This is a genomic window from Rossellomorea orangium (assembly GCF_019334305.1).
Lineage (GTDB): Bacteria > Bacillota > Bacilli > Bacillales > Bacillaceae_B > Rossellomorea.
In genome coordinates, this window is the sequence record NZ_JAHWGH010000017.1 from 300067 (window position 1) to 320154 (window position 20088).

Consider the following 20088-nt stretch of genomic DNA (forward strand, 5'->3'; position numbering starts at 1 on the left):
ATTGCTTTTTTGCTCTTTTCACCTTACTATCGATAGTGGGGATTCTTTTGTATTTTCTAGAAAGGGTGGTTTTTTATGACAAAAGCTCAAATTAAAGTGAATGATAACGGTTCTTTTCGCGTTAGCGGCGATGTGGAACTGATCGATGCTGATGGGAATGTGTTTCCAACCAAACAAGTGTTTACCCTTTGTCGCTGCGGCTTATCTGCCAACATGCCGTTTTGCGATGCTTCACACAAGGGGAAATTCGATTCCTGCGTTCGTGCTGAAAAGATATTGGACGAAGAGTAGTTTGAATGAAAAGAGAGACTTCGCGCGAAGTCTCTCTTTTCATTCAAAAAAACGAATGTCCACAACGCTTGCCAGTGGAATATAGTGTACCTCTTCAAACCTGTCGACCACGTGCAGCTTGCCTTCCATTGAGTCGACATGGTGAATGGTGCCAATCAATAATTGATGACGGTACTTCACATAATGAGTAATCGACACCAGCTTCGCGAACTCCATCGCTTCCGCCACGACTTCATTCATCCTGTCAAGCTCCTGCTCGTCAAGTTCGATCCTCTTTTCGTGTGTATCTTCCTTGGCCCAATCCCTTAGGAGTTTTACATGCTCCGGGAGCATCATGGATGTCCATTTGATTCTTCCTCGATCGCGGATCAACTCTCTCACCTCCCCATTCTTTACGATTTATGTCCGCCCACCAGGCGGGCACGATGCCTTGCTGTTCCTGCTTCCGTGTAGGAGACGGCGCGGAGAAGGGCCCCTGATCCATATCTATTCCGGATGCGATCCACCACATACCCAAGCTCACGTTTTTCCCAACGGTCAGGCTCAAAAAGGGACACTTGCATCGCTCCGTCCTCCACTATATTTGAAAGAGTGATGTTGATTTTGCGGACGGTTTTTCCATTGTAGTTCTCTTCGAATAGTTCCAGGCACACCCGGTACAAGTCCATGGTGATATTGGTCGGTTCCACTATCGTCCTTGACCGGTGGAAGCCGCCGCCGAATTCTTCGTGGCTGTAGCCTATTCCAAAGCTGACGGTCCTCCCAGCCTTTCGATGGGTCCGGGCGCGTCTCGCGACTTCTTCGCACATTTCTAAAATGACGCGTTTGATTTCCTTTTTCTCCTTATAATCCCTGAGGAGAATCTGACCCTTGCCGAAGCTGATCTGTCCATCCATGATCGGGGCCCCTATTTCGGACAGATCCACTCCCCATGCATGGTGATAGAGCTGGTTCCCCATCACGCCGAACTTCTCCTCAAGCTTCCCGAGGTTATACTTTGCCAACTGCCCGACAGAGAAGATTCCCATCCGATTGAGGGTCTTTTCAAGGCGTCCGCCTATCCCCCACATCTCGCGTAACGGTGACAGGGGCCACAGCTTCTCCGGGACGTCTTCGTATGTCCACTCGGCAATCCCCTCTTTCTTTGCTTCAAGATCCAGGCACAGCTTGGACAGAAGCATGTTGGGGCCGATCCCGATGGCGCATGGAAGTTGGAATTCCCTTTCCATATCGTCTTTGATTTTCCCGGCGATGGTGGTCGCATCCCCCCAGAGATTCGTCGCTCCATCAATCTGGATGAAGCTTTCATCCACGCTGTACGTATGGATGGCATCCTTCGGTACATAACGATGAAACAGGCGGGTAAGCTCCGTCGAAATCCGTACATACGTCGCCATTTTCGGCTCTACAAGCCGGATTCGCGAGTCGTTCGGAATTTCAAACATCCGCGAACCCGTTTTGATACCAAAGTCCTTCTTCATCCTGGGCGAGGCAGCCAGCACGATGCTTCCCTGCCGGCTTTTATCCCCCACTACAGCCAGGTGGCATTCAAGAGGATCCAGCCCCTCCATGACAGCCGAACAGCTAGCATAAAAGCTCTTCATATCGATGCACAAAATCTTGTGGTGTGGCAGCACACTGTAATCGACAGTCATATCTTCGCCCTCCATTTTACCTAAAATAGAACAAACGTTCTTATATAGTATAGTTATGATTTTATACGAATATACGTTCCCTTTCAACTTAAATTACTGGAAACGGAGAGAATAATAAGAAAAGCGGAGGCGGCTTGGTCAGGCCCGACAAGCATGAAAGACACACACCTAAGTCAGATCCTGTCGATATTTTTGTTATGAATGACATAGTCGCATTTTCCTATATTTGTTAAAATTCAAAAGAACGATCATTGTGAATATAAGGAGGAGTAACATGCCGAAAGTAATTGTGATGTATGAAAAGCCAAAAGATCAGGAAAAGTTCGAAGAGTATTACTTCAACACCCATATGCCGATTGCAGAAAAGGTGCCCAATGTAAGAGAGGCTAGAGTACAACGGGTATTATCGAATCAAAACACTGATTTATCCCTATACTTAATAACAGAAATAGAGTTTGAAAACAAAGGTGCCATGAAAGAAGCATTTGCGTCGGAGCAGTGGAAAGCCGTCGGGGATGACGTGCCAAACTTTATGAAATACTTAGAAAAACCGCCGATTATCACGATCGTAGATTAAACGCTATAATAAAGGCCGGAATCCACCATGATTCCGGCCTTAGTTCATTACCCTTTTCCGGCTTGGAAGCCAGGATATTTCGTCATGCCACCGTCGGCAATGAGAGTCGTTCCCGTAACATAGCTCGCTTGATCGGATGCTAGGAAAGCCGCACAGGAAGCAACCTGCTCGGGTTCTCCGATATAGCCAAGAGGGATAAGTTTCTCCACTCCTTTTTTCTTTTCCGGATCTGAAAATTTTTCCGCATTGATGGGCGTATCGATGGCTCCGGGAGCGATATTGTTCACCCGGATTCCATCGGGCGCGAATTCCAGTGCGAGACTCTCCATTAATAATTTCACTCCACCCTTACTGGCAGCATAGTGAGCAAAATGAGGCCACGGTATGATTTCATGTACGGAAGAAACATTGATGATGGATCCTTTAATACGATGATCAAGCATGTATTTTGCCGCTTCACGGCACCCAAGGAATGTCCCTGTCAGATTCGTATTGATGACCCTTTGCCAATCTTCTATCGGCAGGTTTTCAGATGGGACTTCATTTTCGATTCCAGCGTTATTCACGTAGATATCCAAACTGCCGTAAGTATCATGGGCAAATTGGACAAAGCCTCGGACGTCCTCTTCTTTTGACACATCTCCCTGGATGATGGAGGCTGTTCCCCCTGCTTCTTCAATTTCTTTTACTAATTCTTCAGGGTTCTCTTCATCTTTGAAATAATTAATGACCACCTTACAACCTTCAGACGCGAACCGTTTAGCAATCGCCTTTCCGATACCAGTTGCAGCTCCCGTTATAATGACAACCTTATCTGTCAGATCTGAATACATATCCATTCCTCCTTAATCTTTCGTAAATCCTAATAGCACACCGCCGATAATGATCAGCACACAGCCTGCGATGACGAGAAGGATCTGCTTTTTCGATTTCTTTTCACCCAAGAAAAACAAACCTCCAAGGGTCGAAATGACAATTCCCGTTTGGGAAAGGGAGAAGCTTGTTGCGACTCCGATACGGGGAAGGGCAAGCAACAACCCTAGATTTCCGGAAGCCCACATGAGTCCGGTTAAGATATTCCGGATCGTGTATTTATTGAACGGTTTATGCCTGAAAGTGATGACAACGGCCCCGATGAACATGCCGATTGCCTGAGGTAAAATCGCTTCCCAGCCATCAATATCAAACCATCTTAAAATGACGACATACGCTATGTAACCACAACTTGAAAGAAGGAGAGTCAAAAGGCCTTTTTTAAGTTGAGAGTCTTCATCACCCTCGGATTTTTGAGTGAATGAGGTCAGGACGACACCAATGATAAGAGCTAAAACCGCTCCGCTGCCGAGGAGGATCGTTTCAGTCGTTTTCCATTCTTTGAATACTAAAACACCGAAAAGGGTCGTTCCAATCAGCTGCATCCCCGTTGAAATCGGGACGGTTTTTGAAACGCCGATGAATTTTACACTTGCCAGCTGGTTCACTTGTCCGACCGCCCAGAAGACGCCGGAAATAAACCCGATTCCCCAGACAAATAACGTTAATTCAGGGGATTTAATGAAGAAAACACCAATCGCAAACAGCAGTGAACCAACCGTGATCCCAACCGTTTGGCTATAGGCATTCCCTCCGAGCTTTACACTTACAAACACAAGACTTCCCCACGCAACCGCGGGGATCAGGGCTAAAAGAATCCCTATCATACATCCACATCCTTTTTCCAACAATGATCATAGTTTTCCTCCGAAACAATAATTCTAGCCGTTTCGACTGGAAAAACCCAAAATATTTCCCACTCTCTGATGCATACCCTTCTTTTCTCCGGTATAATCTCGAACAGAGGGAATGCGGACAGAAAGAAGAAAGCGTTGATTCATCATCAACGCTTTCTTCTTTGCTATTTGGTGGAAGTATGTATCGGGACAATGACTCTTTCATTCTCGACATTCACCATGACATGGACATCACGGTCGATGGAAAGGTCTTTAAAACGGAGCGAATATAAGCCGGTAGGATTTTTTTCGATGGATTGGATGACCACCTCTGAAAACCGGGGATCTCTCATGACTAATTGAACGACATTTTCTTCTGTTTTGCTTTGCTCGTCTGTCAGGAACACCAGTTGGTCCGCAGAACCTCTCCTGGGATAGGATTCCTGGAGCTTGCCATTGAAGGTGACATTCACTTTTTTGCCCAGTTCTATATCTTCTTTATGCAGCTTTTTATCTTGATCAGTCAGTAAGACGGTATGTTGATCGAAAGAAAACCAAACATCATTGATCAGTACCTCGTTATTCTCCAACCGGGTCACGAAGCCTATGAAATCGGTACTGCCCTGAGAGTTGACAGACGTTGAAGGCCCGCAGCCGGTACATAATAAACAGAAACAAAGTATCAGAACAGTCAAACATTTTTTCATAGACTCCCCCCTTATAAGATTAGACGATTGAGGACATCATTAAGTTTCACTATTTTTTGAAAAAAAGGTTATTTCCTACTTTTTCTACAAAAGATGGGAATAGCTGATAGATTTTACTGCCCATATTCATCCACCGCGGCAGGTTGATTTCTCTCTTGTTCGTAAAGAGCGCATTCACTACCGTGTCAGCAACATATGCAGGATCAAGCATGAATTTCTCTACATTCTTCACGTACGTTCCGGATTCATCGGCAATGGAAAAGAAGTCCGTGGCGATGGGACCGGGGTTTACCGCGGTCACTTTTACACCATATCTTTTCGCTTCCATCCTTACACTGTTTGTATACCCGAGGACAGCATGCTTGGAGGCTGAGTATGCACTTGATTTCGGGGTGGCAAACTTCCCTGCCTGAGAAGCGATGTTCATAATGTGACCGAAACCTTGTTCACGCATATGGGGAAGGACCTCACCTGTACACGCCATAAGACCAAGCACATTCACATCCATCATTCCTTTCACATCTTGAAAAGAGGTTTCATGGGCTTCTTGAAAAATTCCATACCCCGCATTATTGATCAAGGCATGAATCGCTCCAAAGTCCTCAAGGATGGTGTGGAAGACAGCGGGAATTTGATCATAATCCGTTACGTTTAAAGGATAGACTTCCACCTTACACTTATATTCTGTTGTCAATTTTTCCTTCAATGCCTGGAGCAGATGGACACGTCGTGCAATCAATGCAAGATTCCCGCCGCTCTCTGCAACCTTAATGGCCATCTGTTCGCCGATGCCTCCAGAGGCACCGGTAATGACAATCGTTTTTCCTTTAATTTTATTGTTCATGTAACGTCACATCTTTCTAAACAAAATAATAATAGATTCCTTCATGCTTCTCTTTTTTTATGTAATGAAGGGATTCCAGATAGTCCAATTGCCCGATCGTTTCCGACAGTGTCAGACCAAGCTCCTTTCGATAAACGGAAGGAAATAGTCTTTTGCAAATTTCAAATACGGTCACGCGGTTTCCTCTGATCATCTCGAGCACGCCTTGAGCTCTCTCATCCTGTTTCAAGAGTCTCCTCGGAATTAATCCATGAACATCTTCAATATTGTCTCCATGGCCCGTGTAAGCAAGGGAAATCGGTATGTCCAGAAGTTTTTTCAATGAAGCATTATATTGTAGCAATGGCTTTGAACGCTCCGTTTCCCCCTCGAATGGAGGTTCAATGAGGGGGTTGGGAGATATGGATGCCAGGATGTGATCTCCCGCGATCAGAACGCCGTCACTTTCCCGGTAAAAAGATAAGTGGCTCTGGGCGTGGCCCAGCGTTTCGATTATGGACCAGCCTTCCATTCCAGGCAGTGCATCCCCTTCGCCTATCACCACGTCCAGCTTACGGTTACCCATGAATTTCAAGGGGCTCTTGAATTTCGGGATCGCTGCGAGGTACTCATGGGGCAATCCCGATTCTATGGCCAATTGCATGAAAAAACGGTCGTACACTTCATGGAAGTGATCATCGCGATGAAGCCAGAATCGGTTATATTTGTGACCAAAAACCGTAACGGAGGACGGAAAACGGTCAAGCAGTCCTGCATGATCCGGATGGTGATGAGTCAGGACGATTTGTTCGATATCCCCCGGCGTATATCCTAAAGTGGATAATTGCTCCGTCAGCTGCACCCAGGCCGTATCGGTAAGAGGACCTGCATCAACAAGCGTCAAAGCATCCCCTTTCACTAAATAAACATTCACATCTCCTACGGCAAATGGAGTGGAAAGTGTGATTTTTGCAATATCATTCACTAAAGTTGTCATATTTTCACCACATTCTTCATAATAAAAAGGGTAAAGCAAGCACCGTACCCCCTGCCACTCAAAAAAAATGAATGACCCTTCAGTACCTAGTGTACATTTTTTCGTGTACAATGTCATTTTTAAAATGATTGAATATACTGAAATAAACACTTGACAAACAAGCTCTCTTTCGAAGATAATCACCTATAATATCCATTTGACCTTATTTTTTTTTACATATTCATACATGAAAAGCGATGATAAAGACTAGTAATGAATAGATGATGTCAGAGATCGGAGCCCACCGGCTGAAAGGCACCGTCGTCCCCTCTATTCATGAACCTGCCTTTTGAGCGTCTTAAAGCAGAACGTTCTCCAGCGTTAATGGAATGAGAGTGTGTTCATTTTCTTCATCAATTGAAAATGGACAAAACAAGGTGGTACCACGGAAGACAGACCCTTTCGTCCTTTAAGGATGAGAGGGTCTGTCTTTTTACTATAAAGGGAGGAATGAGGGAATGAAGACATTATTTATCGGGGCAGGATCGATGGCACATGCATTAATGAGCGGCGCATTGAAAGCAGGAGTATTGCGAAGTGAAGAAGTGTATGTAACCAACCGCGCCAACCGGCAGCGTTTAGATGAAATCATGCACGAATTCTGCGTTCGGAGGATGAACCGGGACACACCCTATGATGTCGTCGTTCTTGCCATGAAACCAAAGGACTTTCATGAAGCGGCAGAGTCGATCAGACCCCACCTCTCAGAAGATACGCTAGTCATTTCTGTACTGGCAGGGATCACCTTGGAACATATAAGCGACAGGCTTTCCTTTAACGGGGCCATTGCAAGAGCGATGCCCAATACAAGTGCCGCCCTTGGGAAATCAGCAACGGCTGTATCCTTTAACGGAAACCTCTCACACTCTCAAAAGGTATGGACGAAAATACTCTTTGAATCTGTCGGAATGGCAACAGAGGTAGAGGAAGAGAAGCTTGACCTCATTACGGCACTTTCAGGGAGCGGACCTGCTTATATCTATTATATTGCCGAAATCATGAAGAACGCAGCTGTCGAACTGGGGCTCGAAGAAGAGCTCGCCGAAAGCATGGTGACCCAGACGATTGCAGGAGCGAGTGCCATGCTTTCTGAATCCGGATTAGAAGCCGGTGAATTGAGGAGAAACGTAACGAGTGCAGGTGGAACGACCGAGGCGGGTATTTCAAAGCTTGAACATCACCAGGTAAGGGATGCCTTCTTCCAATGTATCACTTCTGCAAAGGATCGCTCCCTGGTGCTTGGACGTGAATTAAAGAAGCAATCTTTGAAAAAATAAACGTAAAGCCCACCATGATTCGAAAAGATTCCATTACATTGATACAATCAGAGAAAAAGAAGAAGGTCGACACACATGAATCTCCTACTTATCTTCCTTTCTGCTATCCTTGTCGTCTGGATCGTTCTGTCCATCGACGTGTGGAGGGGACTTGGAAAACTCACATCGATCGAAGAATTTCAGTTAACAGCTGACAGACCGCTTCTATCCATCATTGTGCCGGCAAGGGACGAAGAGGAAACCATTTCAGACAGTATTCTGTCACAACTCGATCAGGACTATCACCGGATTGAATGGATTCTCGTAAATGACCGTTCAACAGACAGCACTCAGTGGAAAATGGAAGCTATGGCAAAAAAAGATAAGAGAATCTGCGTACTCCATATCGATTCCCTGGAAGAGGGATGGCTTGGCAAAAATCAGGCATTATACAAAGGGTATAAACGTTCAAAAGGTTCACTCATCCTGTTTACCGATGCAGACGTCCTGTATAAAGATCCTTCGACGCTATCAAGGGCCGTTGGTTTCTTACAATCACAGAAACTCGACCATCTGACCCTGGCACCCGGCATCAAGTCACAAACATTCTGGTTAAAGAGCTTTGTTGCATTCTTTCTATTTGGCTTTTCCTTTTATAAGCGTCCATGGAAAGCAAATGATCCTTCCTCTAAGACCGGGATGGGGGTCGGCGCCTTCAATCTTGTCACCCGTTCAGCATATGAGGAGATCGGAACTCACGAGAAGATCAAGAATATGCCCGATGATGATCTCCAGCTTGGCATCACGATGAAAAAACGGGGTAAAAGCCAGGCGTTCCTCACTGCCTTAAAGTCCCTCGAGGTCGAATGGTACCACTCATTGAAAGAAGCCTTTAAAGGCCTTGAGAAAAATACGTTTGCCGGGCTCCATTATTCGATCCTGGTTGTACTATTTGCCATGATTGGGGTATTCAGTTCCACCGTACTGCCTTTCTTGACGGTATTCTCAAAAGATCCGTCCATTGTCACCGTCAGCCTGCTGATCATCTTCTTCATCGGCATCACCTACGTGAAAGTAATAAAGAAAATGACAAACGAATCTCCCTTCCTCTTTCTTTCACTGCCCGTGACGGCCCTGTTATTCACCTATTCAATCGCACGGGCCACAGTTCTCACCTTCAAACGGGGAGGGGTTGAATGGCGTGGAACGATTTACCCACTGAAGGTCTTGAAGCAAAAAAGAAAGTAAAGCACATTTCTTTTCGGGCCAAAATGTTGTTGATATAATCACTGTGTATAACTGTTTAGAAACCCGAAATAAATTCGTCATGGAAGGTGATCGAAGATGAAAGCAAAATTATTCGAACCATATACGCTTAAAAATGTGGAATTGAAGAACAGAATCGTCATGGCCCCGATGTGCATGTACTCTTCCCACAATGAAGATGGAAAAGTCGAAAACTGGCATCGCACCCACTATACAAGCCGAGCTGTTGGAGGAGTCGGACTCATCATCCTAGAAGCAACGGCGGTAACACCACAGGGAAGAATTTCTCCACAAGATTTGGGTATTTGGGACGATGCACATATTGAAGGCTTAAAAGAATTAGTGGACCTGATGAAGGAGCAAGGGGCAAAGACAGGCATCCAGCTTGCCCATGCAGGAAGAAAAGCCGTCCTTGATGGCGATATTCTTGCACCATCTGCGATTCCCTTTAACGAAGAAATGAAAACGCCTGTTGAAATGTCAGCCAATGATATAGAAAAAACAATCGCGGCCTTTGTAAAGGGAGCAGAAAGAGCGAAGGAAGCGGGCTTTGATGTGATTGAAATTCACGGGGCACACGGATATCTCATCAATGAATTCCTCTCCCCTTTATCGAATAAACGGAATGATGAATATGGCGGACCAGCAGAAAACCGCTACCGGTTCCTACGCGAAATCATTGACGGGATCCAACTGGTGTGGGACGGACCACTCCTCGTCAGGGTTTCTGCCAAGGATTATCACGATGAAGGCTTGGACGTCGAAGACTATGTCGTTTTTGCAAAGTGGATGAAAGAACAAGGTGTCGATTTGATCGACGTCAGCTCAGGTGCCCTAGTACCTGCACGCATCCCTGTATTCCCAGGCTATCAGGTGAAGCTTGCCGAAACGATCAAGAACGGAGCAGGCATCGATACAGGAGCGGTTGGATTGATTACAACCGGCATTCAGGCGGAAGAAATCCTGCAAAATGAACGGGCGGACCTGGTCCTTCTTGCCCGTGAACTCCTGCGGGATCCGTATTGGCCAAGAACGTCTGCGCAAGAGTTGGGTGTGGAGATTGAAGCACCAAAACAGTATGAGCGTGGCTGGTAAAATAAAAGAAGGTAGCGCGGAACCCTAGGTTCCGCGCTACCTTTTATTTATACACTTTCTGCACTTCATACCGGAAACCTAAACACGTGTAACCTTGCTTCTGATACATCAGTCTCGGCGTATCTTCACCGTCCGCCACCAGTATGACATCCCTGTCATGGAACCGGTCCATGACAAACCGCTGAAGCCTGCTGCCGATCCCTTTTTTTTGAAAGGTTTCGTGAACCATCAATCCGTCGATTTCTGCAGCATCTTTTTCAATGATTACATCCACGGAGCCGGCAGGAGTACCCTTATATAAAGCAAGCACCTGCATAATACTCGGATTTTCAAAATTCCGCTTGTGCATGTCCACCTTTTGATCGGCAAAATCAGGGCCAAAGTCCATATCCTGCTCGTACTGAAAGGCAAGGTAATCATCCAGTTCCTTCTTGCCCACTTCTATGACATCTACGTCAGGATTCACTTCCACTAAAGGGAATTGATCTGGTTCTATAGAATACAGTTCATTGAATCCGACGTCATAACCTTCTTGTTTAAAATAGTCCATCAGTTCTTCTGAAGGTTTGTCATCTTGAGGAAAGAGAAATTTCACGTGTTTCTGACCTTTCGCTTGATGGAATCCCCTTAAGAAAAGGGCGGCATCTTTAAACTCTTCAAGTGTTGGCTGCCTCGTGAATGCCAGGAAGTTGCTGTCATACCTCGTCAGCATTTCAGGATAATGAACATGATTATAAAGTGTGTTTTCCCCCACAACATGTCCCGGATAATAAATATGATCAAATGTGTATGTTTTCATTTTGTATCCCCCAATGTCAATTACAATCTATTCTATTCCCAGATACGGCGCACAGAGGCACGCGCCTCTCCTACTTCAACGATATATACATCCGGATTCGAAAGAGCGAATAGCTCGGAGTATCCATAGCTGTCATCAAACAACCTCAACAACAGTGTCGTTAAATTACCGTGGCTAACACAAACGATCCTGTCCTCTTTCTTTCTCAATACCTCATCCACAAATGATCTTGCACGCTCCATCGCCATTTGATTGGACTCCCCGCCAGGCAATGATAGGGAGAAATCGTCGAAGCTATTCTTTAATCTTTCCATCCAGTCGGGAAGGTCTTGATCGCTCAACACCCTTTCCCCCAGTCGGTCATCCTCCTGAACCGTAAGACCGGACCGTTTGGCAAAAGGAGCAATGGTATCCTTTGCCCTTACAAATGGACTGGAATAAATCGCCTGAATGAATCGATTTTCCAAAAAGGCTGCTAATTGGACCGCCTGTTGTTCCCCTTCTTCCGTTAAAGGAGAGTGAAACGGCTGCCCCGCCGCTCTGGCATGACGCACGATATAGATTGTTTTCATCCTTTTCCCCCTATTTCTTTACAGGTATGATGTATTCCATGAAATCATTGGCCATATATGTTTCAGGAAACACTTCTCTCGCTTCCTTCTCAAGCTCCCCCCATGATTCCTTAGCATATCTGGAAGAAATGTGGGTCAGGAAAAGCCTCTTCGCCCCGGCTTGAAGTGCCGTTTCCCCTGCTTGTTTCGTCGTGGAGTGGAAATATTCCCGGGCCATCTCCACTTGATCCCGGTTAAAGGTTGCTTCATGTACCAGCACATCTGCATCCTTCCCAAGCTCCACTGCAGAGGAGCAGACCCTGGTGTCTCCAAGAACCGTGACAACCCTGCCTGGAATGGTAGGACCCAGGAAGTCCATTCCGTCAATTTCCATGCCATCTTCCAAAGTGACCTTTTCTCCCGCTTTCAATTTCTTATAGAGAGGTCCAGGTGGAACACCATTTTCCCGCAAACGGTCTACTTGCAATACTCCGGACTTATCCTTTTCAACCACCCGGTATCCGAATGTCGGCAGTGCGTGATCCAATGCCATTGCTTCTACAATAAAGCCGTCATCCTCAAAAATGACCCCTTCTCCGATTTCCTTCACTTCAAGTGGATATTGAAGATGGGTCCTGCTGACTGAGAGGGACACCTCGATATATTCCTTGATCCCCTTTGGACCATAAACGGTCAATTCTGATTCGCCCCCTTGGAATGAACGGCTCCCAAGTAGCCCCGGCAACCCGTAAATATGATCACCATGCAGGTGGGTAATGAAAATTTTTTCAATTCTTCTTGGTTTCAAGCTTGTATGTAAAATTTGATGCTGTGTCGCTTCTCCGCAATCAAAAAGCCAGACCGCACCACGTTCCTCCAATAATTTCAAGGCGATACTGGTGACGTTACGGAGTTTCGCAGGAACCCCGGCACCCGTACCTAAAAATAATAATTCCACTGTATTCACTCCTCAGTTGAGCTATTCTGTCTCCATTTTAGCATAACCCCCGCCATTTTACCCTTTCACGGAAAATCAGTCATAAGAATGAAAATTAAAGCCAACATAATGACGAAGATGTTTGATGAAATGATAAAACGTTTTCAGGAATTCAGGATGAAAAAGTCCTCAGCATATAATTTGCTAAATGAATCATAAGTCTTTAAAATTAAGTAATTGTATAGGATATTAAATAAGAAGAAACGCATAAATAAGGGTTACAACAAGATAAAGTGAGGTCATGACATTGAATAATTCAACGACACCAACATCTCTGATTACCATCTTTGGAGCAACTGGTGATTTAGCCAAAAGAAAACTATATCCGTCTCTTTATCATTTGTTCCGTAAAGGGAAAATCTCCAAGCGATTTGCCGTTGTAGGTGTAGCGCGACGGGAATGGTCAAATGAAGAATTCCAGGAACACGTCAAAACATCGGTACATAAGGCATTAGGCAACAATGAAAACATCGATGAGTTCGTTTCCCATTTCTATTACCAGCCGAATGATGTTTCGAACAGTGATTCCTACAAAGCATTAAAGAACTTATCCGATGAACTGGACGAAACGTATGAATTGGAAGGCAACCGTGTTTTCTACCTGGCGATGGCGCCTGAATTCTTCGGAACAATCACTGAACAGTTAAAAAATCAAGGATTAACCGATACAAACGGTTTCCAGAGACTGGTGATTGAAAAGCCTTTCGGTCACGATCTTCCTTCGGCTGAAAAACTGAACAGCCAGATCCGTGAATCATTCTCTGAAGACCAAATTTATCGTATTGATCACTACCTCGGGAAAGAAATGGTGCAGAACATCGAAGTCATTCGTTTCTCCAACGCCATGTTCGAACCACTCTGGAACAACCGCTATATTTCTAATATCCAGGTTACTTCATCCGAAGAGCTTGGTGTGGAAGATCGAGGTCGTTATTATGAAAAAAGCGGGGCCCTTCGCGATATGGTTCAAAACCATCTCCTTCAGATGGTCGCCTTACTTGCCATGGAGCCGCCAATCAAATTGACGACGGATGAAATCCGCAGTGAAAAAGTACGTGTGTTACGATCCCTTCGTCCATTTGAACAGGATGAAGTCAAGGACTACTTCGTTCGAGGTCAATACGGTCCCGGTAAAGCAGGAAATGAAGATCTTCCCGGATATCGCGAAGCAGAAAACGTCGATGAACAGTCCAATACGGAAACTTATGTTGCTGGTAAGCTGATGATTGATAATTTCCGTTGGGCAGGTGTTCCATTCTATATCCGCACAGGAAAAAGAATGGAGGCAAAGTCGACGAAAATCGTCATCCAGTTCAAAGATATCCCAATGAACCTGTATTACAACCCGGACAAGCCACTGGCACCGAACCTTCTGGTCATTCACATCCAGCCTGAAGAGGGAATCACCCTTCACCTGAACGTGAAGAAATCCGGACAGAACATCGAAACGACTCCGGTGAAGCTGAACTTTGCAAACAACAGCGTAGATGGCATGAACACACCGGAAGCATATGAAAAACTCTTATTCGATTGTCTGCGTGGCGATGCCACGAATTTCACACACTGGGATGAAGTGAAGCTATCCTGGGCATTTGTCGACAAAATCTCTGAAGTATGGGAACATACTCGTGACGGAGAATTCCCGAACTACGAAGCAGGCTCGATGGGACCGAAAGCCGCTGACAATCTGCTGGCGAAAGACGGCTTCTCCTGGTGGCCGATTGCCAACCTTGATGTAGACCAATGCTGAGAAAGGTGTGGAAACAATGAGAATTTATGACGTAACAGCCCCAATCTTTAACGGTATGCCCGTTTATAAGAACAAACCTGAAAAACAACCAAGTATTGAAACGAATACGAACGGTCATGTGACGGAGTCAAGACTATCAATGGACGTTCATACAGGAACGCACGTCGATGCTCCCCTTCACATGATCAACGACGGAGAGACGATTGAAACGATCGATATCGAGAAGCTTGTCCGCCCAGTTAAAGTTTTTGATTTGACAGAAGTGGATGAAAAAATCAGCTTGAAGGATATTGAAGGATTAGAGATTGAAGAGAATGACTTCATCCTCTTCAAAACAAAGAATTCATGGGATACGGAATTCAACTTTGATTTCATTTATGTAGCGGAAGATGCTGCAGCTTACCTTGCTGAGAAAAAGATTTCAGGTGTGGGGATTGATGCACTTGGAATCGAAAGGGCCCAGGAAGGTCATCCGACACACCGCAGCCTGATGGGAAGCGGCGTCATCATCATGGAAGGCCTTCAGTTAAAAGATATCAAACCCGGCCAGTACTTCATGGTGGCGGCACCACTTAAGATTCAAAACACCGATGCATCACCGGCACGCGTGCTGTTGTTTGATGAAATGATCGGGTAACCATAAAAAGACTCTCTGGCAATATGTCAGAGAGTCTTTTTATTTGGAGGGAAGTCCTTCTACAAACATTTCCTTTGAACCCACTTAAATCGTGGCAGGATTAAAACAAGCTGTTTTTTGAAAGATGAGGAAACTTCCAGCAAAACTTGCGCCACCTTCGAGAAAACTTGTGCACTTCCTATTAAACTTGTGTCAAATGGTAAATGAAAAAGTATGTAACGATTCATAATGGTTGTTCTTAAGGCTTAGAATACATACATAAAGCCTGAGGATGACTTCCTCAGGCTTTATTATCTTTCCTCAACGTTGGTTTTGTCAGCTTACAATCCGGATAGTGAATGGCAGGAGCATAATAAGAAAGCTTCTTCATGAAATAACAGGCTTCAGGAAAGTGATGTTCAAGAAATCGGAGTGTAGAATTATTAAGTACTTCATCATTCACATAAAGGCTTAATACTTCCTCTACTAATTGAGTAAAGGCGACTACCTGAATCGAAACATCTTCGGCGAATCGTATTTGAGCGGGGAAACCTGATTGAGTAAAATGCAAGTATCCCTTAAACATATCATTTTTTACCATAAATTGAGAGAACTGGATCATTAACGCACTTGCCCTTTCAATTAAATCAATTTCTGCGCTATCCAATATATCTACGAGCAATGCTGCATGCCCCCGTTGGTCATCAAGCCACAAATCCATTAAATCCACTAGTGGGAGTAATGGATACTCCTCACCTTTCGTATAGCTTTGTAAAATTCTTAGGTACTCCCTGTTTTCTGCCAAAGTTCCATTCAAATAGCTTGGTGATAAATTTAAGTTCACCTGATTGTACAGCCGTAAATGTAGAAGATGCCCTTCAAATGAGTAATATTGATACGAAACCTCCTGAGCCCATTCTGAAAGCTGAATCATTTCAGGAGCTGAAACCGGAAGATCTGTAGGAATTTCCCTCATCTCTTTCTCAACATTTTGAAACCACTCAATGTAGTACTCTGCTTGTTTGACCCACTTCATTTCTGTCGGGCTTAAATAATCCCTAATAAAATAAGCATGGTCTTTCAGGATCCCTAACCAGAATTCATGTTCTTGCCAGGCTGCTATCTTCTCAAATCCCATCATCGCTCCTCCTCCATCTTTCTTCTTCTTAACCTTATTAAGAGAATGAAGGCTTCATGCTTAGAATAGAAAAGTCTTTTTAGGAAAAAATAGCACAAACTGCAATTAAAGAGGGTTCAGTATGGGATTACTATCATTCGTAAAAAAAATGACTTTAAAAGAGGAGACCTTATCAGCTCATAAACATCCAATATCTTCGTCTGAAATTGACATACATCCACTGGACTTCAGCCATGTAGTAGAACAATTTCAACACTGCGAGGATTTACGATACCGTCACTTTAAAGAGCTAGGCATTCAACTTATTTATTTTGACAACCTTGTAGATAAACAGATCCTTAACGAAGGGATATTGGACTGGATCAACAAAGGAAAAACCCGGGAATTACACCGTGAAATAGATTCATTCGGGCTCAAGGAAGTCTCATCAAATAAGCAAGCGGTGATTGACGTTCTCAATGGGGATGTCGTTCTTTCGTTTGAAGATCGAATGTTTTCTTTACAAGCTGGCGGTGCTGAGAACCGGAGCATAGAAGAATCTGAAACAGAGTCTATTATTTTAGGACCACACGAATCCTTTATTGAATCGGCGGATGTGAATATCGCTCTCATTCGAAAACGATTGAAAAGTTCTCATTTAAAAACCATAAGCTTATCTGCAGGGGAAATTACGAAAACCTCGATCACAATCATGTATCTAGAAGATATTGCGCCTAAAGAGGAATTGGAATACTTAAAGAAACGCATCAACGATATTGAATATAGTGGAATTCTCGACACGAACATTCTCGTACAGATGATTGATGATCAGCCTCTCTCTCCTTTTCCCCAGTTTTTCACAACAGAACGGCCAGATGTAAGTGCTTCTAAATTGTTGTCAGGGAAAATGGTCGGTATCGTGGATGGAAGTCCTTATGTTTTTTGTGCACCTGTCAGTTTCTTTGACTTCTTTCAGTCCGTGGATGATTACAGTCAAAGATGGATAACAGGGACCTTTATACGATTACTGAGGATGTTCGCTTTCGTCATAACGGTTGCTTTTACAGCCATTTATGTTTCCGTTACGACTTTTCATTATGAAATGGTGCCTCAGGAATTACTTCCAAGTCTGATTGAATCACGTAGCAAAGTACCGTTTCCGCCGTTAATTGAAGCGATCTTTCTTGAATTGGTCATTGAGCTACTAAGAGAGGCGGGAGCCCGCCTCCCTACTAAGATTGGGCAAACGATCGGGATTGTAGGGGGGATTGTCATCGGACAGGCAGCTGTAGAAGCTGGCATAACAAGTAACATCCTTATTATCGCTGTTGCTGTTTCTGCTATCTCTTCTTTTGTCATCCCAAGCTATGTGATGAGTGCTTCCATCAGGATCGTCCGTTTCTCTTTCATATTACTGGCTGGATTCTGGGGAAACATGGGCTTGGTATTCGGACTCGGATTGTTGGTCATTCACCTGACTACATTAACATCACTTAAAACACCTTACATGATTCCATTTTCTCCAACCTTCTTTAACGATTGGCTCGACACAATCATCAGGGCACCTTACATGCTTATCAAGGATCGCCCGGAACAAATCAAAACCAGAAATGAAACGATTAATAAGATGAAAAAGTAGGCGATGCAATATGAAAGAAAAGCTCCATCCCTTTCAAGTAGCTTTACTCATATACATGATTCAATCAGGCGTTACACTATTCAGCATTCCCAGACTATCCGCTGAAGCCTTTGGAACCAACGGATGGATCGGAATCGTCATTCTATTTGGAATTGTCACCTTAAATATATTATTGATTGGATTAGTAAACAAATATGGGAATGGCCAATCGCTCTTTATGATCATTGAAAATATTTTTCCAAAGTGGCTGTTCGTTCCTTTTTATCTTTTTTTAAGTATTATCTTTACCCTTCTCGCGACCCTGGTTACGAAAAAGTATATTTTGCTATTACAAATGTTATTTTTCAGGGATACCCCTTCCATCATTTTTGTGGGCATGTTTTTTATTCTCAGCTTCTTTTTGTTAAAAGGATGCATTTATGAAATAGGAAAAGCGACTGTCATCTTATTCTTCATGACGATTTGGACCATGCTCTTACTTACCTTTCATCTTTCTGAATTCAGTTTTACACGAATGACAACATTCATGATGAAGGGAGATAAAGATCTATTTTCAGGAGGCTTAAATGTTTTTTCAGCCTTTCTCGGCTACGAACTGAGCATATTTCTCATTCCATATGTCCGAAAGAATTTTACAAAAGGAGTTTTCTTTGGAAATGCCATCACTTCGTTCATCTACATCTCCGTCAGTTTTGTTTGTTATGGATTCTTCAGCTTTGAATACATCCTCCATGATCTATATCCTGTTATCTCATTAATCGAATATGTGAAGTTTCCCTTTGTAGAAAGAGTGGAGAATCTCATATTCACCCTATTTGCTTTAAAGGTCTTGATTACCGTGGTCATGTATTTATGGGCAAGCAAAGAGTTGATTTCACACTCGTTTCAGAAGCTCCGCCCAAATTTCATCAGTTTACTTCTATTAACGGTCGGAACACTCATTTCCTTCATTCCGGATATTATCAGAGAGGTTGATCAATGGCTCACAATGTTAACTTATTTTGATATTGGAATCGCATTTTTATTGCCGATTTTTTTACTCCTTTTGATAGGGCTGAATAAGGTGAAGCAGAAAAAGGTGACATTATGAAGTTTTTGTATGTGCTGATTTTACTTCTATGCTTACTTTCAGGTTGTGAAAAAAATATTATCGATAAATTAGGCATGCTGGATGCAGTCGGATATGATCTTTCAGATGATAAGGAGAAGCCGCTGATGGTGACTATTAACTACCCAAATGTAACGAAGCAGGGAGTGTATCAAAACAAGATCCTCACAGTGGATGCCAAATCCAGTAAAGATTCAAGAATACGCTTCAACCATCGTTCGAACCTCAAAATTGTAAGTGGTCAGATTAATGTAGCCTTATTTGGTTCCGATTTAGCAAAGATAGGGGTTAAAGAAATTTTAGATACTTATATGCGGGATCCGAGTCTCGGTACAAGGGTATACCTTGCCGTCGCAGAAGGAACGGCTCGAGAGATATTGGAGTTTAAGCCTGTTGAAGACACAAACAGCTCACTATATTTGCGCACATTTTTAGAAAAACTGGACAATGAAAATGAAAGAATAAACTATAATACCTACCAGTTTAACAGGGACTACTTTGATGATGGCATCGATCCGATTATGCCCTATTACATAATCAAGGATCAAAATATCAACATTGATGGATATGCTCTTTTTGATGATGACCAATTTGTTCATCACCTCTCTCCTACTCTTTCTGGCGTTCTTTTCACCTTGCGGAAAGAAACACCAAAAGGAACGTTCAGCTTTGAAATCGCTCCACCAGATGACAAGCATGTCTTTCCTTACCAATTAATGTTTGATTATCGAAAAACGAGATGGGATATCGATGTTGAAATAAAGGATCACAAGCCAATTTCTGTCAATATGGCTATTGAGCTTAGAGGAAGCGTCCTGGAGTACACCAAGGATGAACTGACAGATTCTGAAAAAACACAAAAGAAGATGGAAAAAGAAATCAATGAATATTTAATGAGAAAATCCAAGGAATTACTGAAGCTCACCCAGGAGCTTGGAGTAGATCCCATTGGAATAGGCAGCTACGTACGAAACAAACTTTCCTATGAGGATTGGCAGAAATTAAATTGGGATGAGGTTTATCCTACTATTGAAACCAACGTGGATATTAAAATGCAATTAGTAAATACAGGACAAACAAAGTAAAGAGAGCATGA

General features: G+C 43.7%; 21 protein-coding genes. 10 read left to right on the forward strand and 11 right to left on the reverse strand.

Annotation, left to right across the window (positions count from 1 at the left end; genetic code table 11):
* The first annotated feature begins 75 nt into the window (after positions 1-75).
* Complete coding sequence (locus tag KYJ26_RS16295; RefSeq protein ID WP_219168424.1) at positions 76-291, forward strand: CDGSH iron-sulfur domain-containing protein; 216 nt, start codon at positions 76-78, stop codon at positions 289-291.
* Positions 292-330: 39 nt separating this feature from the next.
* On the opposite strand, the gene KYJ26_RS16300 is transcribed toward KYJ26_RS16295, so the two are convergent.
* Together KYJ26_RS16300 and KYJ26_RS16305 are read right to left on the reverse strand one after the other, a co-directional pair.
* Positions 331-663, reverse strand: a complete 333-nt coding sequence (locus KYJ26_RS16300) for a YolD-like family protein (protein WP_219168425.1) — start codon at positions 661-663, stop codon at positions 331-333.
* Between the two features lie 20 nt (positions 664-683).
* Entirely contained in the window at positions 684-1946 is a 1263-nt protein-coding gene (locus KYJ26_RS16305) for a Y-family DNA polymerase (protein ID WP_219168426.1), read from the reverse strand.
* Positions 1947-2220: 274 nt separating this feature from the next.
* Between KYJ26_RS16305 and KYJ26_RS16310 the strand changes: the two genes are divergently transcribed.
* The gene (locus KYJ26_RS16310; protein WP_219168427.1) at positions 2221-2523 is read left to right on the forward strand and encodes an EthD family reductase; all 303 of its coding nucleotides are present in this window, start codon (positions 2221-2223) and stop codon (positions 2521-2523) included.
* Positions 2524-2570: 47 nt separating this feature from the next.
* Here KYJ26_RS16310 and KYJ26_RS16315 read toward each other — a convergent pair whose 3' ends face one another.
* From KYJ26_RS16315 to KYJ26_RS16335, 5 genes are all read right to left on the reverse strand, one after another.
* Positions 2571-3356: a glucose-1-dehydrogenase gene (locus KYJ26_RS16315; protein WP_219168428.1), complete on the reverse strand. Its 786-nt coding sequence runs from the start codon at positions 3354-3356 to the stop codon at positions 2571-2573.
* Between the two features lie 12 nt (positions 3357-3368).
* Positions 3369-4220 carry a GRP family sugar transporter gene (locus tag KYJ26_RS16320; RefSeq protein ID WP_219168622.1) on the reverse strand — a complete coding sequence of 284 codons (852 nt, stop codon included), beginning with the start codon at positions 4218-4220 and terminating at the stop codon, positions 3369-3371.
* A 197-nt stretch (positions 4221-4417) separates the two neighbouring features.
* Positions 4418-4939, reverse strand: coding sequence for a DUF3221 domain-containing protein (locus tag KYJ26_RS16325; RefSeq protein ID WP_219168429.1), 522 nt, complete (start codon positions 4937-4939; stop codon positions 4418-4420).
* A 49-nt stretch (positions 4940-4988) separates the two neighbouring features.
* A complete protein-coding gene (locus KYJ26_RS16330; RefSeq protein WP_219168430.1) occupies positions 4989-5783 on the reverse strand; it encodes an SDR family NAD(P)-dependent oxidoreductase in 795 nt (264 codons plus the stop codon).
* A gap of 16 nt (positions 5784-5799) precedes the next feature.
* Complete coding sequence (locus KYJ26_RS16335) at positions 5800-6759, reverse strand: MBL fold metallo-hydrolase (protein WP_219168431.1); 960 nt, start codon at positions 6757-6759, stop codon at positions 5800-5802.
* A gap of 497 nt (positions 6760-7256) precedes the next feature.
* Between KYJ26_RS16335 and proC the strand changes: the two genes are divergently transcribed.
* From proC to namA, 3 genes are all read left to right on the forward strand, one after another.
* Positions 7257-8075 carry a pyrroline-5-carboxylate reductase gene (gene proC / locus KYJ26_RS16340; protein WP_219168432.1) on the forward strand — a complete coding sequence of 273 codons (819 nt, stop codon included), beginning with the start codon at positions 7257-7259 and terminating at the stop codon, positions 8073-8075.
* A 75-nt stretch (positions 8076-8150) separates the two neighbouring features.
* Positions 8151-9302: a glycosyltransferase gene (locus KYJ26_RS16345; RefSeq protein ID WP_219168433.1), complete on the forward strand. Its 1152-nt coding sequence runs from the start codon at positions 8151-8153 to the stop codon at positions 9300-9302.
* A 96-nt stretch (positions 9303-9398) separates the two neighbouring features.
* Positions 9399-10415: an NADPH dehydrogenase NamA gene (gene namA / locus KYJ26_RS16350; protein ID WP_219168434.1), complete on the forward strand. Its 1017-nt coding sequence runs from the start codon at positions 9399-9401 to the stop codon at positions 10413-10415.
* Between the two features lie 43 nt (positions 10416-10458).
* On the opposite strand, the gene KYJ26_RS16355 is transcribed toward namA, so the two are convergent.
* The 3 genes from KYJ26_RS16355 to rnz are packed head-to-tail and all read right to left on the reverse strand — an operon-like array spanning position 10459 to position 12723.
* Positions 10459-11214: a GNAT family N-acetyltransferase gene (locus KYJ26_RS16355; RefSeq protein ID WP_219168435.1), complete on the reverse strand. Its 756-nt coding sequence runs from the start codon at positions 11212-11214 to the stop codon at positions 10459-10461.
* A gap of 32 nt (positions 11215-11246) precedes the next feature.
* Positions 11247-11786, reverse strand: a complete 540-nt coding sequence (locus tag KYJ26_RS16360) for a histidine phosphatase family protein (RefSeq protein WP_219168436.1) — start codon at positions 11784-11786, stop codon at positions 11247-11249.
* A gap of 10 nt (positions 11787-11796) precedes the next feature.
* Positions 11797-12723: a ribonuclease Z gene (gene rnz / locus KYJ26_RS16365; protein ID WP_219168437.1), complete on the reverse strand. Its 927-nt coding sequence runs from the start codon at positions 12721-12723 to the stop codon at positions 11797-11799.
* A gap of 280 nt (positions 12724-13003) precedes the next feature.
* Here rnz and zwf point away from each other — a divergent pair, with 280 nt between their 5' ends.
* The gene (zwf, locus tag KYJ26_RS16370; RefSeq protein WP_374939770.1) at positions 13004-14512 is read left to right on the forward strand and encodes a glucose-6-phosphate dehydrogenase; all 1509 of its coding nucleotides are present in this window, start codon (positions 13004-13006) and stop codon (positions 14510-14512) included.
* A 16-nt stretch (positions 14513-14528) separates the two neighbouring features.
* Complete coding sequence (locus KYJ26_RS16375; RefSeq protein WP_219168439.1) at positions 14529-15149, forward strand: cyclase family protein; 621 nt, start codon at positions 14529-14531, stop codon at positions 15147-15149.
* Between the two features lie 280 nt (positions 15150-15429).
* On the opposite strand, the gene KYJ26_RS16380 is transcribed toward KYJ26_RS16375, so the two are convergent.
* Positions 15430-16269, reverse strand: a complete 840-nt coding sequence (locus KYJ26_RS16380) for a DUF2935 domain-containing protein (protein ID WP_219168440.1) — start codon at positions 16267-16269, stop codon at positions 15430-15432.
* A gap of 118 nt (positions 16270-16387) precedes the next feature.
* On the opposite strand from KYJ26_RS16380, the gene KYJ26_RS16385 reads away from it, so the two are divergent.
* Genes KYJ26_RS16385 through KYJ26_RS16395 form a run of 3 tightly spaced genes read left to right on the forward strand, consistent with a single transcriptional unit; the run spans position 16388 to position 20077 of the window.
* Positions 16388-17884: a spore germination protein gene (locus KYJ26_RS16385; protein WP_257475088.1), complete on the forward strand. Its 1497-nt coding sequence runs from the start codon at positions 16388-16390 to the stop codon at positions 17882-17884.
* A gap of 10 nt (positions 17885-17894) precedes the next feature.
* Complete coding sequence (locus tag KYJ26_RS16390; RefSeq protein ID WP_219168441.1) at positions 17895-18974, forward strand: GerAB/ArcD/ProY family transporter; 1080 nt, start codon at positions 17895-17897, stop codon at positions 18972-18974.
* Complete coding sequence (locus KYJ26_RS16395) at positions 18971-20077, forward strand: Ger(x)C family spore germination protein (protein ID WP_219168442.1); 1107 nt, start codon at positions 18971-18973, stop codon at positions 20075-20077. Before KYJ26_RS16390 ends, KYJ26_RS16395 begins: the two co-directional genes overlap by 4 nt.
* Positions 20078-20088: the final 11 nt, after the last annotated feature.

What these genes read in the sequence shown, in the direction of transcription:
- KYJ26_RS16395 (WP_219168442.1), top strand. Translation starts at nt 18,971, where the DNA reads ATGAAGTTTTTGTATGTGCTGATTTTACTTCTATGCTTACTTTCAGGT.
- KYJ26_RS16355 (WP_219168435.1), bottom strand. Translation starts at nt 11,214, where the DNA reads ATGAAAACATACACATTTGATCATATTTATTATCCGGGACATGTTGTG.
- namA (WP_219168434.1), top strand. Translation starts at nt 9,399, where the DNA reads ATGAAAGCAAAATTATTCGAACCATATACGCTTAAAAATGTGGAATTG.
- KYJ26_RS16360 (WP_219168436.1), bottom strand. Translation starts at nt 11,786, where the DNA reads ATGAAAACAATCTATATCGTGCGTCATGCCAGAGCGGCGGGGCAGCCG.
- proC (WP_219168432.1), top strand. Translation starts at nt 7,257, where the DNA reads ATGAAGACATTATTTATCGGGGCAGGATCGATGGCACATGCATTAATG.
- KYJ26_RS16345 (WP_219168433.1), top strand. Translation starts at nt 8,151, where the DNA reads ATGAATCTCCTACTTATCTTCCTTTCTGCTATCCTTGTCGTCTGGATC.
- KYJ26_RS16390 (WP_219168441.1), top strand. Translation starts at nt 17,895, where the DNA reads ATGAAAGAAAAGCTCCATCCCTTTCAAGTAGCTTTACTCATATACATG.
- KYJ26_RS16295 (WP_219168424.1), top strand. Translation starts at nt 76, where the DNA reads ATGACAAAAGCTCAAATTAAAGTGAATGATAACGGTTCTTTTCGCGTT.
- KYJ26_RS16385 (WP_257475088.1), top strand. Translation starts at nt 16,388, where the DNA reads ATGGGATTACTATCATTCGTAAAAAAAATGACTTTAAAAGAGGAGACC.
- KYJ26_RS16375 (WP_219168439.1), top strand. Translation starts at nt 14,529, where the DNA reads ATGAGAATTTATGACGTAACAGCCCCAATCTTTAACGGTATGCCCGTT.
- KYJ26_RS16335 (WP_219168431.1), bottom strand. Translation starts at nt 6,759, where the DNA reads ATGACAACTTTAGTGAATGATATTGCAAAAATCACACTTTCCACTCCA.
- zwf (WP_374939770.1), top strand. Translation starts at nt 13,004, where the DNA reads ATGACATTGAATAATTCAACGACACCAACATCTCTGATTACCATCTTT.
- KYJ26_RS16325 (WP_219168429.1), bottom strand. Translation starts at nt 4,939, where the DNA reads ATGAAAAAATGTTTGACTGTTCTGATACTTTGTTTCTGTTTATTATGT.
- KYJ26_RS16330 (WP_219168430.1), bottom strand. Translation starts at nt 5,783, where the DNA reads ATGAACAATAAAATTAAAGGAAAAACGATTGTCATTACCGGTGCCTCT.
- KYJ26_RS16380 (WP_219168440.1), bottom strand. Translation starts at nt 16,269, where the DNA reads ATGATGGGATTTGAGAAGATAGCAGCCTGGCAAGAACATGAATTCTGG.
- KYJ26_RS16315 (WP_219168428.1), bottom strand. Translation starts at nt 3,356, where the DNA reads ATGTATTCAGATCTGACAGATAAGGTTGTCATTATAACGGGAGCTGCA.
- KYJ26_RS16305 (WP_219168426.1), bottom strand. Translation starts at nt 1,946, where the DNA reads ATGACTGTCGATTACAGTGTGCTGCCACACCACAAGATTTTGTGCATC.
- KYJ26_RS16310 (WP_219168427.1), top strand. Translation starts at nt 2,221, where the DNA reads ATGCCGAAAGTAATTGTGATGTATGAAAAGCCAAAAGATCAGGAAAAG.